This is a genomic window from Moritella sp. JT01 (assembly GCF_001574435.1).
In the GTDB taxonomy this organism is placed as follows: domain Bacteria; phylum Pseudomonadota; class Gammaproteobacteria; order Enterobacterales; family Moritellaceae; genus Moritella.
Genome location: NZ_LOCN01000033.1, coordinates 18,185 through 34,443, shown reverse-complemented (window position 1 = coordinate 34,443; position 16,259 = coordinate 18,185). Strand labels below are relative to the sequence as shown.

The following is a 16,259-nucleotide window of genomic DNA, read 5'->3' as shown; positions in this document are numbered from 1 at the left end:
ATCTAAGATAAAAAACTTATATTAAGAGCATGCTCAACTTAATTTAATTCGGAATGAAAATAAAAAGTTAGATATGTTAATGGGTTAAAATATATTTTTATTGTTCAAATAATTTGTCTGTAGCACTAAACTTTTTTGCGGCTACAGACAAAAGATAAACAGGCTCGAACTTATTATTCGGCTTATTTTAATGTTGGCATTGCGAATTCAACATTTTCGCGCAGACTTGTTGAAGGCCAGCGCTGGGTAATTGTTTTTCGTTTAGTATAGAAACGAACACCATCTGGACCATACGCATGTAAATCACCAAATAAAGAACGTTTCCAACCACCAAAGCTATGATAAGCAACTGGTACAGGTAATGGTACGTTAATACCAACCATACCAACTTGAATATGATCAGAGAAGTAACGTGCAGCTTCGCCATCACGCGTGAAGATACAGGTACCGTTACCGTATTCATGAGCATCGATTAACGCCATTGCTTCTTGCATTGTATTAACACGAATAACTTGTAGTACAGGGCCAAATATCTCGTCTCTGTAGCTCAACATATCTGTTGTTACGTTATCAATTAACGTACCGCCAACATAAAAGCCGTCTTCATATCCAACCACTTCAGGATTACGACCATCAACAACAATCGTGGCGCCATCTTTTTCTGCACTATCAATATACGCATTTACTTTTTCTTGATGTGCTTTTGTAATAACAGGACCAAAATCATTTTTTGGATTGCTATATGGACCTACCTTTAAGTCTTGCATTGCAATCGTCATTTTTTCAACCAACAAGTCACCAGCTGTGTCGCCCACAGCAACAGCAACAGATAATGCCATACAGCGTTCGCCAGATGAACCAAATGCAGCGCCAACAAGCTGATTTACAGCGTTGTCCATGTCAGCATCTGGCATAATGATGGCGTGGTTTTTAGCACCACCAAGTGCTTGACAACGTTTACCATTAGCAGCTGCTGTAGAATAAATATATTCCGCAATCGGTGTTGAGCCTACAAAGCTAACGGCTTGAACACGCTTATCTGTTAATAGTGTATTAACCGCGGTTTTATCACCATTAATGACATTAAGTACGCCTTTTGGTAAACCCGCGTCTTGTAGTAACTGAGCAATGAATAGTGTTGCGCTCGGGTCGCGTTCAGATGGCTTAAGAATGAATGTGTTACCACACACGATCGCCATTGGAAACATCCAGCAAGGTACCATCACAGGAAAATTAAATGGTGTAATACCCGTTACCACACCAAGTGGTTGAAATTCGCTCCAGGAATCGATACTTGGTCCTACATTTTTACTAAATTCACCTTTTAGTAGTTCTGGCGCACCACATGCGTATTCCACATTCTCAATACCACGTTGTAATTCACCCATCGCATCATGAGAGATCTTACCGTGTTCTTGGCCGATAAGTTCGCAGATTTTTTCTGCATTCTGTTCCAATAATTCTTTAAATTTAAACATAACACGAGCACGCTTAATAGGTGCCGTATTACGCCATGCAGGGAATGCCGCTTGAGCACTTGTAATCGCAGCTTCAACAGTTGCAACACTGGCAAGATCAATATTCTTTTCTGACTTACCTGTCGATGGGTTGAAGATAGGCTGACTACGTTCACCATCAATAATCATTTCACCGTCAATCAGCTGACCAATAGTTGTTAATTCTGTTATTGTCGCTTGAGATTTATCCATTACTACTTCACTCATGAGAGCTCTTCCCTTTTGATAAGCGAATATTCGCTATATTTAAATTAATATAAAATGCTACATGTAAAAGTTGGGTAATTAATCAACCCAAATCTCTTTATATATCGCAATCATTTCGTCAATGCTTGGAACCCGAGGATTGTTATTTGGTGAGCCTGACGCTAATGCTTGTTTTGCCATTGTAGGCAGCAAATCAAAGTACTTAGTGCCCTCAATACCAAACTCAGCTGGTGTTGGTACGTTAAGCTCAACATTTAGAGCCTTAAGTTCTAGAATCAATTTTTCATTGGCGACATCAGTTGAATCTGTTTCACTTGCAATGCCCATGGCTTTTGCACAATTAGCATAACGTTCTGGTGCTGCAGGAATAGAAAATGCGGTAACTGCAGGTAATAACATCGCGTTAGATAAGCCGTGAGGTACATGAAAAGCGGCACCAATGGGACGACTCATGCCATGAACAAGTGCAACCGAAGCATTTGAAAACGCCATGCCAGCAAGCGTAGAACCTAACATAATGTTTTCACGTGCCGTTTTATCATTACCGTCATGATATGTTTTACGTAAATTTGGCGCGATGAGCTTCATCGCTGAGATAGCTTGTGAGTCACTAAACGTATTCGATTTTCTACTTACATAAGCTTCGATCGCATGCGTTAATGCGTCAATGCCGGTATCCGCGGTAATTCGGGCTGGTAATGAGAGGGTTAACTCAAAATCAACCAATGCTGCAACAGGCATGAAACCAACGCCTGCGCATAACATTTTTTCATCATTCTTTTCATCGGTTATAATCGTGAAACATGTACATTCAGTACCAGTGCCAGCGGTCGTTGGAATTGCAATTAGGGGTAATCCTTGCTCGCTAACAACCCTCGGTACTTTATAATCACGCATTTCACCACCAAATTGTGACAAAACAGAGATTGCTTTCGCGCTATCAATCGGACTGCCACCACCCAGTGCGATTAAGCAATCAAAATCACCACTTTTAGCTTTATTGATACCATTTTGAATCGAAGCGACAGTCGGTTCTGGAACCGTGTCATCAAAAATTTCAGCGGCTAGATTTGATAATGCTAATGCATTTTGGATTTGAGCTGCATAACCTAATTTGACCATCATTTTATCTGTAATTATCAAGGGTTTAGATACGCCCAAGTTATTTAAAACGTTCACTATATCTTTACTTGCACCAGCGCCAATTTGCATTATGCGTGGTAATATTACTTGTGATGACATGACTATCTTCCTATTTATAATATAGAGGGGAACCAATAACCCCTCGCTATTTGATTGTTATTACTTTAGCTCGGCAAGTGTTGCTGATTCAGTTGGATAATCCTCATGTAATGCACGGATTAAGCCTATAACAGAAAGTATAATAACGAACGAAAATGGTAGTGCGGCCAATACTGATGCGGTTTGCAATGTCTTTAAGCCCCCAGCAAGTAGCAGCACTGCTGCAGATGCGCCTATCGCACAGCCCCAGAAAATGCGGTATCTTGGTAATGGATTTTTTTCACCCATGCACACCAGTGAACAAATAACTAATGTCGCAGAGTCTGCTGAAGTGACAAAATAGGTCACAAGCATTACGACACAAATGACAGCCATTAAGATGGTAATTATTGAGCCTGCATCCATCGCTTCAATTGTTTTAAACAAGGCCATCGTCATGTCAGTGTTTACCGCATCGATAATGCCTGCACCTGCTTGTTCTAAATAAAATGCAGTAGAGCCAAATGTGGTGATCCAGAACGCGCCCATTATTGTTGGTGCAACTAAAACTCCCGCTACAAACTCCCGAATCGTACGTCCTTTTGAGATACGAGCGATAAATACACCAACAAATGGTGCCCAAGATAACCACCAACCCCAATAGAAAATTGTCCAATCACCTTGCCAAGAGTCATCTGGATTAGTGTTAACCCAAAAACCAAGTCCGACAACATTTGTTAAATAATCACCAAAATTAAGTACAAATTCACTTAAAATATAAACCGTCGGTCCGAGTATCAAAAATAATACCAGGATGACAATCGTCAGCTTCATATTGATGGTACTAATGACTTTAATACCTTTATCAACACCTAGTAATACCGAACCGATAGCGACTACTGACACAATGGCGATAATGATGATTTGATTGACTGTCGATACTTCAAAACCAAGTAAATAGCTCATACCCGCATTTATTTGTTGAGCGCCAAGGCCAAGCGATGTTGCAATACCAAATACAGTGCCAAACACGGCTAGATAATCTGCTGTGTGGCCTATTGGGCCATAAATTTTTTCACCAAATATCGGATACAATGCTGAACGTATCGTCAGTGGTAGTCCTTTATTATACGAAAAATAAGATAAGGCTAAGCCAATAAGAGCGAATATAGCCCAGCCATGTAATCCCCAATGGAAAATAGTCACTCGCATCGCAACTTGTTTTGCACCTTCAGGGTCTATCGCGGCACTGACAAAGGGGTTTGATTGGTAGTGATATATAGGTTCTGCGATACTCCAGAATAGAATACCAATGGCGATACCAGCACTGAATAGCATCGAAAACCAAGCGAAATCACTGTATTCAGGTCTATCAGTCTCTTTGCCTAAGCGTACTTTACCAAAGCGACTGAAAATCAACCAGATTGAGATAAATAAAAATATGCTCATTAAACCAATGTAATACCAGCTTAAATTATCTGTAATAAATTGTTTTGAATTGTTATAAATGGTATTGGCAAAATCTCCACCAACAATTGTAAAAATAATAAAAAATAAAATTAATAGCCCTGATCCAATCATCATGACTGGATTTGAACCTTTAAAAAATCCTTCCTTCGCGATCATATTTTGATGACTCACAAACAGCTCCTTAGATTATGTATCAATATTATTACCTACCAACAATGTCATATATCACCGTATTGTATTTCGGCTTTTAATACGTAATTTACAACAATGAAACCCCTGTCATAAATGTTAATAAAGTGATGCTGAAACTTAATAACAGGTCATAAATTCAGTGTTTGCATTGTTAAGCAGTTACCTGTGATTGAAAAGTAATTTAAATCACCTCTATGGTCATAGTTTTTTTATAGTTATAAAACAGTGGTTTAATGGTACCTCGTAGGTGGTATTTTGTTATTTAAAGGAAAATGTCAAAGATTTACAAGTAAGAATATGAGACTTGTCACTTTATTTTTAGCCATAAAAAAAAACACATCTAAGGTTAAATTTTTGTTGCTGGTCTGATTTTTATTTTGCTAATAGTATCCGTTTGAAAGAACACGATATTAATAATTTACATCATAAAATCGAAATTCATATAATTGGAATCTAATCATGACAACTCAAATTCAATTACCACTTAAAGGTATTTCTATTATCGATTTTGGTCAGCAAATAGCTGGCCCAGGTGCTGCAATGATTCTCGCTGACTTAGGCGCAACGGTCATTCACATTGATCCACCGACAGGCCCTCTTTGGGATCACCCTGCCAACGCCATATTGAACCGTAATAAGAGTTGTCTTCGTCTAGACTTGAAAGACCCAACCCAACAGAAAGAAGCGCTGAGCTTAATAGCAAAAGCGGATGTTGTACTAGAAAGCTTTCGCCCTGGTGTAATGAAAAAATTAGGCATTGATTTTGAAACACTACGCCAAGAAAATCCTGCTTTGGTTACATTATCTGTACCTGGGTTTGCAAGTAATGATGAACTGCGTAGTGGCTGGAAAGCAACGGAAGCAATCGTTTCAGCTGCATCCGGTGCGTTTAGTGATATGGGGTATAACCGAGTCTTGATGGGTTTAAATCCAAGTTTTTCTCCATTGCCATTAGGTTCTTCATACGCAACCGTACTTGCCGCAAGCGCTGTTATTTTGGCGCTTTATGCCAGAGAAAAAAGCGGCCGAGGTGATCATATAGAGGTGCCAATTGTTGCAGCGCTAATGGAAGGCTTATCATATAATTCTTATGTTGTTGAAAATTTACCAAATCGTTATAAAACAATGCGTGATCATGAAATTGAATATCGTCAAGCAAACAATATCGAAATGGATTTAAGTTACGAGGACCTTCAAGAGTACTTAGACCCATTTTATCGTACATATTTATGTGCAGATGGCCGCATGTTTTATTGCGTTTGCCCATCACATCGAAATCATGCAAAACGTGCATTAAAGGCATTAGGCATTTATGAAGAACTTATTAGTGATGGTTTACCTGAAGTTGAAAATCTACATTTACCAACAAATGAATGGGATGGAGAAACATCAATCGGTGTTTATCCACTACCTAAAAAATGGGCCGATATTATATCAACAAAAATGAAAGTGGCATTCCTTACAAAGACATCTGAAGAATGGGGGGGGATTTTTGGTGAAGGAAAGATTCCAGGTGCACCACATCGTACCACGCAAGAATGGGTAAACAGTGAACATTGTGAAAAATCAGGTCTTATTGTTAAAGTTGAAGACTCACAGTATGGTTTAATGAAACAGCCAGGCCCAATTGCATGGTTAGAAGAATGTGCAACAGATATGGTCACACCGACAGCACGTATGAATGTGACCGTTGCACGTGCTTTAGATTTATTATCAGTCAACGAAGCTGCGCGTAACTTACCCGAAGCTTCAACAATTGTTAGTCATAAAGGTTGGTTAGACGGTATTAAAATCCTTGATTTAACAAACGTTATTGCAGGACCACATGCTGCGGCATTACTCACACGTTTTGGCGCAGAAGTAACAAAAATTGATACTGTCTCTCCTATGTATGACCCACTGATCGGTACGTTTTTTACTTTCCTAACTAATATGGGTAAAAAGAGCGCGTTAATAGATATAATGTCAAACAAAGGTCGTGAAGTATTCAATCGTTTAGTACAAGAAAGTGATATTGTTTTAATTAATGCGCCAAGCAGACAAATGGTACATTTAGGCCTAGATTCAGAAAGCCTATTAGCTATTAATCCAAAAATATTGTTCTGCCGTTTAGATTGTTTAGGTGGTCCATTGGAAGGCCCTAAAACAAACTATATTGGTTACGATGATATTATCCAAGCTAACAGTGGCATCATGAGCAGATTTGGTGGAATAGCAACGCCAGAAGAACATGCTCATCTGGGTACTCTCGATGTTAATTGTGGTTTCGCTGGCGGTTTAGCGATGGCAACATCGTTATTCCATTTACAACGTACTGGTGAAGTAAGCCGTGCAAGAACATCGCTTTCAGCTGTAACAAATTTAGCGCAACTCCCATTTGCTTTTGATTATGAAGGCCGAGCACCATTTAATGAACCGTCTGGTCGTGATGCACTTGGGAATAATGCTTTGTCACACTTCTATAAGACCCTAGACGGTTGGATTTTCATTGACTCTAACATGCAAGAGCAAGATAAATTAGCCACTATCTCAGGTTTAGAAAAACTGACTGATGCTCAAGATAAAAAAGTATTTTTAACAAGCATTTTGGTAACCAAAAAATCTCAAACATGGATCGATGCGCTACACCAGATTGATATTGCAGCCGTCATCCCCCGTAACATTGAAGATTTACGTAAACAATACAGTCGTGAAATTAATGGGACAGCAGGGATAGACAGGGGAAGCTATGCTTTTTCTATCTATCCAAATCACCCTAGTGGCCACAAATTAACACAAGTTGATCATTATGCTATTCGTCCAGTAGAAGCATTTATTAAATCTGTTACTCCAACGGAGCGATTTGGTCATTCTACACAAGAGATTTTAGCTGGCGTTGGTTATGATAAAGCTGAGATTGCAGCTATGATCGAAGAAGAAATTGCAGGTTTGGGTTGGGGTAAAGAGTTTTTACCAAGTGATGGACTCATTGCCACGGAAAAGGCAGACATTAGCGAAACGCTACAACCCGCTTAATTTACTATGAATTACCTATCATTAACTTAATTATATTGAGGGTAGGTAATGATGAAAAAGCAAGAACTTGGAGTCTTTGCAAAGAAGCAAAGGCTTTAAATCTAAATTATATTACTGCTATTTTAGTGCCTCAGTTTATCTTCTCTAAGCGGTCGTTATTTTACCTTAACTATTGATATTTTAGGTTTTTAAGGTGTATTTGTGTCAGGTAGAAAAAGCACTGACACAATGCTCATACCAGCCTTATGAGAACCCATGCGAAAATCACGTGGCGTTGTAGAGCAGCTTGGTAGTGAGCACCGCGATGAAATGACACCAGAAGCTGGTTTTCTTTCTAATCATGCTGTGGCGTACTGGGCGGTATCTCAAGTGTTCAAGACATCATTGCCCACAGAACGCTCATCCTCTTTCTACAGCTAAAATACCTTTGTTGTTTGAGATGAGAAGATCTTATTTGAATAGATAAAATAATAAGCATAAGCAACAATAATTGTAATGATACTCGTTGAGATAAATACGTAATTAGAACCTAGATGGGTAATAATTAATGCGCCCATAATAGGGGCTAAAAATGTACCGCTACTATAAAGCGATGAGGCGCCAAGGTAAGCACCTCTTTCATTATTTGGTGACAACTCAAGGATTTGTGGATTTGTGCTTGAGAATATAATGCATTCAGCAATGCTCATTATTATTGATGGTATGATGTATATATAGATATATTGGTCTGGGTTATAGTGTAAACAAAAGTGAAATGCTATTTGAGAAATTAACAATAGTACACAGCCATATGCCATTTTTAATGTGGTATTTAAATTTTTAATCATACTTTGTATTGGGTAGTAGAGCACTAATATAAATATTGCTGCAGTTGAAAGTATCAGAGAGAATAATTTTTCGGGATCTTGTATTTTCAAGTCAATTAGTGTGTTAATTAATGGTGCATCTATAAAAGAATAAACCATAGTTATCAATATGTTTAATAGAACTATTAGCCTTAAAAACCTGTCTTTTTTTAAACAGTTAAAACTGTCTATCATGCTTGTCTCTTTACTTTTTTCTATCTTCAATTGTTTACCAAATACTAAATTAAGCATAGCGAAGGTAAGCATGACAAGACCTAATAATAGTATTATATTTTTTGTATAGTTAAAGTCTAGTTCGCTAGAGAAAAATATAATTAATGGCGATGAGAATGCGGATACATTTGTTGCATAAAATAAATGCCCAAAATACTTTTTCCTTTTATTTTCATTTTTATAAGCAGATATGGTTAATTTCGAGAACATGGAAATTAAAGAATGGGATATTCCTAATAGTACAATTGATAATGAAAATATAACGATGTTGTTATTGTTAAATAATAATAACGAATTAATTGCGAGTAGTGCCGATGATAATATAAATCCAATCTCATATCTTGTAGCTGATAATTTACTCGTAAATAAAAATGAACACAAAAAGCTCGTTAGCGGGAGTAAAGCCATCAAAAAACCAATCGTCATTTGAGTTACATCATAATGTTGATTTATAAATGTGGCGGTAAGAGGCCAAATTAAGAAAAATCCACTATTTGATAAAAATGTCATCATTATTGGCATGTGATGTCCTTGTTTACACATTAATCCATAAAACTATAACAAAATACTACTTGTAGTCGTTAATTAAATTTTATATGTTTTTGTATAAAATCAGTGCTTTAATTAATGTTTTTGGAGGGGCCATGACTATACTGATATGGCACGCCAAATAGTTGTGGAGGCGAGTATCAAGATCACGCAGGTATTGCGCTAGAAATTCAGACACAAAAAAACCGGTGAGATGACTCACCGGTTTCGTTTTTTATTAACTTAAGTACCGTTAATAGTAGTACTTAAGTTACAGTAACAGCGGTTTATAGTGCGCCGTAGATAACTGAAGTGATAGCGAGTAGACCACAGATAGTAACAAAGATGTTTGCTGCTTTATCGCTAGCATATTTTTGCATCGCAGGTACTTTCTTGATAGCAATCATAGGCATTAAGAACAAGATAGCTGCAATCATTGGTGCGCCGATTGTTTCAATAAGACCGAGTACACTTGGGTTGATAATCGCTACAGCCCATGTAGTTAGTACGATGAATGCGATAGAGAATGTACCGATTTTCTTCTCTGATGCTTTCGGCATAACTTGTTTAACTAGACCGTTTAGACCTTCTTGAGCACCTAGGTAATGACCGAAGTAGCTAGAAGTAATCGCTGCGAATGCGACGAAAGGACCAAAGTATTGAATTAATACTGAGTCATGTACGTTTGCAAGGTAAGACAGGATTGAGATATTTTGTGCTTTAGCTTCTGCTAGTTGCTCTGGTGATAGTGATAACACACAAGAGAATACGAATAGCATTACAAAACCAAGTAGCATTTGACCTGCACGTTTACAGATAAGGTCTGATTTTGCTACTGCGTTTTCACCGTAAGATTTACGTTGTGCTTTAGCAAACTGGCTGATTACTGGAGAGTGGTTGAATGAGAACACAATCAGTGGAATCGATAACCAGATAACTGGTAGGAACGATGATGCTTCAGGTACAACTGTTAGCATCGTTGTATTCCAGCTCGGAATTAAGAACAGTGATAGACCGAATAAGATGATGACTAGTGGGTAAACTAATGCTGACGTTGCTTTAAGCATTAAGTCTTTACCGTATAGAATCAGTGCAGTCATTGCTAAAATTAGACCACCAGATAGTAACCAACGTGGGATACCGCTTACTTTATCCATGATTTGAACACCCGCTTCTGTAAGCATCGGTGCGCCATCAGCCGCTAGGCGTGGGATTTCAGTGAAGATATCAAGTTGGTGAACAATGAAACTTTCAAATGTATTTGTAATACCAACACCGTAGATTAATACGATAGGGTAGATAGCAAAGAAATAAGCAAATGTAATTAGTTTTGCAGCGCCTTTACCAAAATGTTCTTCAACAACATCTGTGATGTCTGAATCTGGATTTTTTGAAGATAGAACGAAGCGAGCAAGTGATCTATGCGCGAACCATGTCATTGGGCCTGCAATCAATGCTAGAAATACTAACGGCCAAAAACCACCTAAACCTGCTTTAATAGGTAAGAATAAAACACCAGCACCTACTGCTGTGCCGAATAAACTTAATACCCATTCTGTGTCTGCTTTGTTCCATTTAGCAGCATTCGTAGTGCTGTTCGCGATTGTTGTAGTGGCTTGCTCTGACATTTCTCTTTCACCTGTAATATTGCGCTGTATCTTAATTGATGCATAGGATAATGATCTGAATTTTATTTAAAGTGATGTAGATCGCTTTTTTGCTTTGAATATAAAAAATAACCCGTATTTATCAAAATAATTTGATGTTTTACGTGTTTTTTATTAACAATCTTCGTACCTGTGTGTTTGTTGAGCGATTAGTTGTGTTTGTTCTGCATTTTTAGTTTTCAAAGTGGATATTTAGTTTTTTATGCTTTAAATGGTGCGCTTTGTAGTTTTACACTTGTTCCTGTAGTCATCAAAAAACAACAGGGGTAGCTATAAATAGGTAGTTTATTGGGTTTTAACAATTAATTAGCAATTATTTTGTATGTACAGATCACACTTGTATTAAGGGGCTCAAATTTATTTTAGTGCTACTTTTGAGTGTTTCAGGTTAAAAATAGTGGAGGTGCCTAGTTTTGAGTATTCATCTAGTAGTAATTGTGAGTTTTAAGCGGTTATCTCAGCATCTAAAGTGAATAGATGCTGAAATATTAATAAGTAGTTTATTATGCTGCTATTTCTCTATTGGGTAGATAAAATAACCGCGAGCTGCGTAATGATCAGATAAGTCCCAAATCTCCCACAGTGATTTGGTTACTACGCGAGGCGCGAATATTTCTTGGCTTGCACTGATTGGCTGTAAATGGTCATTTCCTGTTAGTGTGTAATCAAGATATTCTAAATAAGGTTTTTCTGCCCAATAGTTAGTATTGGAATCAAAAGAGAGGCTGTGCCCTTTGTTGTCAGGTTCGGTGGCATTAAGAATATATTCCATTTGATCACGATCGCCGGGTAAGCCTATTTTATTGACGTTGAAATCACCCGCTAAAATGACGGCTTCGTCAGCAGGGATATTTTGTGCTCGAATAAACGCTCCCATTTCTTCTAGTTGGGCTAAACGTGCTGATCGGTTGCTATCATCATCTGATGATTGGGTGTGGGTCGCAAACAGATGGTAAATGTGACCTTGCTTGTTAATGCGGGCATAAATAACACCACGGGTTGCGGCACACTGAATACCATTACAACTGGTATACTTTAGACTTTTCTCTTCTTCTACAGGCCAAGGCGTTAAAATACGCGTACCTGACTGCATGATTTTTCCTAATTTGAATATTTCGCTGCTGGTAAAGCTATATTCTTTACTGAGCTGTTTTAGTAATTTTTTTGTTCTAATTGGATCAAAGACCTCTGTGAGTACCAAGGCATCATAACCAGACATAACTTCTGGCATTTCCGTTAGGCGTGTATCTACTTTTTTAGAACCGAATATTGTGGTCGCCCAAATGTTGTAACTTAATAAGCTAAATTCATTACCTGGTCCAATAGCTGGTTTCTGATCATGCAGCTGTAATACGTAATTGACCTTGCCACCTTTGTTTAGATTTTCACTATTAAAGGCGATAGTATTTTTTCTGCTGGCAAGTTGGATCTCAAAACGCTGAATCGTGCCCTTCGTTTGTGGTTCGATAGTCAATTCAGTACTGTCGATACCAAAGGCAAGTTCACCGTTAGTCACTCTCTGCGTTAAGCTAAAGCTGTAATCTGCATTGCTGAGTGAAATGGCAATGTCATCGTCAGTGCCGATTCTGGTAATGTTAGCGAGATCAATGGTACTCAATGGCAGCACTTCTGCTGTTAACAATTCGATATTATTACCTGCTTCAATATACGCATACAGGGTATGTGGCGTGCTATTGGTGAATTGAATAATAGTATGGCGTTCCGTGGGTACCTGGCTCATTGCCATTAAGGCCGGGGTAATCATGTATAGCCCAAGTAAGACTGCTATTTTCCTTAACATAAATATCCTTATTTTATATTGTATGATTTTTACGACTAACTAAGGGTGAGTATAAAATATTATTTTATACATTAAGTACGCATAGTAAGCAGTTTTGATGAGGCTTTGATTAGAGTACTATTTTTTTATGTTTTAAGCAGATTGGTAACACTTGCTATTTCAAAGATAAATTTATAATGTTTGCGCAATTAAAAATGCATATTTACAATTTTGTTGGTTAATTATTGCTTTAATACTTAAGTTAAGGGGGTTAAACGCTGGGTTTTGTGGTGTTTTGTAGATTTAAACTGTTGCCTTTGCTGTGTTTTTAGGTATAAATTCCATTCTTAATTGGATTTATAAAACTTGGTACGGATAAATGGCTGCAATACAGAATAATGATGGTGCATCTCGAGGACATTTTGGTTCTCGCTTTGGTTTTATAATGGCAGCGGCAGGTTCTGCTGTTGGTATTGGTAATATCTGGGGGTTCCCTACGCAAGCGGCCAGTAATGGCGGCGGTGCGTTTTTAATGGTGTACCTGTTTCTGATCTTTGTACTTGGTTACCCTATGTTAGTTGCTGAGCTAATGGTGGGCCGTCATGGTCAAACTAATCCAGCAGATGCGATGGCTAAACTAGGCCGATCTTCTGCAACAAAAATGATTGGTCGTTTGATTGGTCTCGCGTCAATTATCTGTGCGGTGATGATATTCAGTTTCTATGCCATACTTTCTGGCTGGTTCGTCAGTAACACACTGGCACCTATTGCGGCTATGGTTGGTGCTGAAGAGGCAAGCCGTTGGTTAATCGATTTCTCATTATCTCGTAATATCGTATTTACCTTAGTATTTACATTGATGTCTATTTATGTGATTCAAAAAGGCGTACAAGATGGCATTGAAAAATGGTCAAAGCGTTTAATGCCATTATTATTTTCTATCTTGATTGCAAGCGTGATTTATATCTTGTTTCAACCCGGTGCGAGTGAAGGTGTTGCGGCGTTATTTACGGTTGATTTTGAAAAAATAATGCACTCAGATGTACTCATTGGAGCGCTTGGTCAGACATTCTTTTCGTTATCTATTGGTACCGGGGTGATGATGATTTACGGCTCATACCTTAAACCAAAAGAAAACATCAGTAAGTTAGCGGTACAGGTAACCTTTATAGATACAGGAGTAGCCTTCTTAGCCGCGATGTTAATCCTGCCAGCTATGTATGTAGCTAAGCATAATGGTGTCATTATCTTTGATGCTGACGGTAACTTGCTAAGTTCAGATACACTGGTATTTACAGTACTTCCAGCGTTGTTTGCGACGATGGGCGCGGTCGAGCATATTGTGGCTATCATCTTCTTTGCGTTGATGTCAGTAGCTGCATTAACATCGGCAATTTCGGTAGTCGAAGTGCCAACCAGTTATATCGCGGATAGAACAGCGATGTCACGTAAGAAAGTAACTTGGATTGTTGGCGCTGCACTGACAACATTAGCGATGGTTGTGGTAACTAATTTTGATTTAATGTTTGGCTTAATGATTACGCTATCAACCGAAATGATACAACCGCTTATATGTTTAGGTCTGGCGATCTTTACGGGTTGGGTATGGCATCGTAATAGCCTACTTTCTGAAATAAAAGGTCAAGATGGTGCTGATGTAAATGGTATCTTCTGGAAAATATGGCCATTGTATGTGAAGTTTGTTTGCCCTGTTTTAATTATCGTATTAATCAGTACATCGCTTTAATGATACTCTGAGCCTCAATAGATAATAAGCAAAAGTCCCAGTAGAGCGATCTACTGGGACTTTTTCATTTATACGGTTAGTTGTTACTACTCATTCGCATGAATAATGAGACGAGGTTCACTTTTTGGCATAAAATTATCTGATCGAACATCAATTTTACATTAAGGAACTAATATTTACTGAGTCGCCAGTTGTAAGGCTGATAAACACTTACTTTAATAGACATGGAAGAATCATGAAAAAGACATTATTAGTAACAGCAATACTAGCTAGTCTTGTTCCGACGGTACAAGCTTCTGTTAATGTATACAAAGATGATGCTCACCTGGTTGATTTGTATGGCCGTGCTTATGCCGCTTATATTTACCAAGATGGTAAAGGTAAAAAAAGTGATGGTCGCTCAGATAGCTATTTTCGTACTGGTTTTAAGGCCTCTTCAAATTTAACGGAGGATTTAAATGCACTTGCGCATATTGAGATGCAATTTGAATCCAGAGACAAGAGTGACGCTAATTCAACCTCTAAAACGCGTTTGATTTATGCGGGATTAAAAAATGATTGGGGACAGCTGACCTTTGGTCGTAACTATGCCGCAGATGAAATCATTGCGGATTGGGCCGATGCTGGTACCACTAACTATTCAGGCAATCCCGCTATAGGTAACTTAAATAGACAAACCAATATTTTAAAACTAGAAACCAAGATGCTTGATGATGCCCTTAATTTAGTGGCACATATTCAACCTGAATCCAGTGATGATGGTGGCAGTGGCAACGATAGTCAATCCAGTTATTCAGTAGGGGGGGTTTATGGGTTTGATTTCGGTCTGGAGCTAGGGGCAACCTATACAGGTGTCATGATAGAAGATTATAGTATCGACCTAGATTATGATAGATCCACCTTCCTATTTGCCGCACGTTATAAGTACCAAGGGTTAACCGCCTCTATTGTTGGGGATAGTACCTCTGTTGATACACCAAATAACGCATCTATTAAGAATTCAGATGATTGGACTGCCTATGAGTTATCCCTCGCTTACACCTTGGATAAAATAACAGGCACCTTTACTTATAAACAACGTGATACGGATAATATAAGTAATAATACCGTTGATGAAACCGCATTTGGTCTTGCTTATAAGTTTAATCAAAATTTACGCGTGGTGACTGAATATGTCATTTTAGATGTTGCTGATGATGAAGATCAGTGGCATATGGCTGCGCGATATGACTTCTAGTTAATTACCTACTATTTAAATTTCATACAAAATAGCCCAGTAAAACGGTTTACTGGGCTATTGTTATTTTTGCTGATAGAAATTGATAATAGACTTTATTATTCACGGATTACCACTATTCATCATTAGTCACTGCTAATCGCAGCAAACTCAGCATTGGTTAGCTGCTTTAGGTCTAACGGGCTTAATTCGATCTCTAAGCCGCGACGGCCCGCACTGACATAGATTGTCTCATGTGTTTGTGCTGAGTTATCAATGACAGTGAATAAGCGTTTCTTTTGTCCCAATGGACTAACCCCACCAAGTACGTAACCGGTCGAGCGCATTACATCATTTTTATCTGCCATGACCGCTTTTTTAGCTTTTGCTGCTTTGGCAATGGCTTTTAAATTAAGCATTGCTGTTACTGGTACAACTGCAACAACGAGTTTCTTATCACCGACATCCACTACCAGTGTTTTGAATATGCGTTCGGCGGCGACGGACATCTTATCTGCTGCTTCTAAACCATAAGATTCTGCATTCGAATCGTGTTTATATTCATGGGTTTTGTGGGCTATTTTTGCTTTTTTAGCTAATTTTACTGCTGGAGTCATACT

General features: G+C 38.3%; 10 protein-coding genes and 1 pseudogene. 4 read left to right on the top strand and 7 right to left on the bottom strand.

The features are described 5' to 3' along the window. Window positions 1–182: 182 nt before the first annotated feature. From AKG98_RS20315 to AKG98_RS20305, 3 genes are all read right to left on the bottom strand, one after another. On the bottom strand, window positions 183–1,724 hold the full coding sequence (locus tag AKG98_RS20315) for a CoA-acylating methylmalonate-semialdehyde dehydrogenase (RefSeq protein ID WP_228140380.1): 1,542 nt from the start codon (window positions 1,722–1,724) through the stop codon (window positions 183–185). A gap of 78 nt (window positions 1,725–1,802) precedes the next feature. Continuing rightward, window positions 1,803–2,966: an iron-containing alcohol dehydrogenase gene (locus AKG98_RS20310; protein WP_067050459.1), complete on the bottom strand. Its 1,164-nt coding sequence runs from the start codon at window positions 2,964–2,966 to the stop codon at window positions 1,803–1,805. A gap of 60 nt (window positions 2,967–3,026) precedes the next feature. Continuing rightward, window positions 3,027–4,586: a BCCT family transporter gene (locus tag AKG98_RS20305; RefSeq protein ID WP_228140379.1), complete on the bottom strand. Its 1,560-nt coding sequence runs from the start codon at window positions 4,584–4,586 to the stop codon at window positions 3,027–3,029. A 480-nt stretch (window positions 4,587–5,066) separates the two neighbouring features. Here AKG98_RS20305 and AKG98_RS20300 point away from each other — a divergent pair, with 480 nt between their 5' ends. Together AKG98_RS20300 and AKG98_RS22375 are read left to right on the top strand one after the other, a co-directional pair. After that, window positions 5,067–7,622: a CoA transferase gene (locus tag AKG98_RS20300; protein WP_067050456.1), complete on the top strand. Its 2,556-nt coding sequence runs from the start codon at window positions 5,067–5,069 to the stop codon at window positions 7,620–7,622. Window positions 7,623–7,895: 273 nt separating this feature from the next. Further along, a pseudogene (locus AKG98_RS22375) lies at window positions 7,896–8,011 on the top strand (chorismate synthase); the annotation flags it as partial. A 27-nt stretch (window positions 8,012–8,038) separates the two neighbouring features. Here AKG98_RS22375 and AKG98_RS20295 read toward each other — a convergent pair. The 3 genes from AKG98_RS20295 to AKG98_RS20280 all read right to left on the bottom strand — a co-directional run bounded on the left by AKG98_RS20295 (window position 8,039) and on the right by AKG98_RS20280 (window position 12,697). Then, window positions 8,039–9,223: an MFS transporter gene (locus tag AKG98_RS20295; protein WP_198155578.1), complete on the bottom strand. Its 1,185-nt coding sequence runs from the start codon at window positions 9,221–9,223 to the stop codon at window positions 8,039–8,041. 293 nt (window positions 9,224–9,516) lie between these two features. Beyond that, on the bottom strand, window positions 9,517–10,857 hold the full coding sequence (locus tag AKG98_RS20285; RefSeq protein WP_067050448.1) for an aromatic amino acid transport family protein: 1,341 nt from the start codon (window positions 10,855–10,857) through the stop codon (window positions 9,517–9,519). 550 nt (window positions 10,858–11,407) lie between these two features. Further along, complete coding sequence (locus AKG98_RS20280; RefSeq protein WP_067050445.1) at window positions 11,408–12,697, bottom strand: sphingomyelin phosphodiesterase; 1,290 nt, start codon at window positions 12,695–12,697, stop codon at window positions 11,408–11,410. A gap of 358 nt (window positions 12,698–13,055) precedes the next feature. On the opposite strand from AKG98_RS20280, the gene AKG98_RS20275 reads away from it, so the two are divergent. Continuing rightward, entirely contained in the window at window positions 13,056–14,423 is a 1,368-nt protein-coding gene (locus AKG98_RS20275) for a sodium-dependent transporter (RefSeq protein WP_067050442.1), read from the top strand. Window positions 14,424–14,658: 235 nt separating this feature from the next. Next, a complete protein-coding gene (locus AKG98_RS20270) occupies window positions 14,659–15,660 on the top strand; it encodes a porin (protein WP_067050439.1) in 1,002 nt (333 codons plus the stop codon). A gap of 125 nt (window positions 15,661–15,785) precedes the next feature. On the opposite strand, the gene ybaK is transcribed toward AKG98_RS20270, so the two are convergent. Next, a complete protein-coding gene (gene ybaK, locus AKG98_RS20265; RefSeq protein WP_067050436.1) occupies window positions 15,786–16,256 on the bottom strand; it encodes a Cys-tRNA(Pro) deacylase in 471 nt (156 codons plus the stop codon). Window positions 16,257–16,259: the final 3 nt, after the last annotated feature.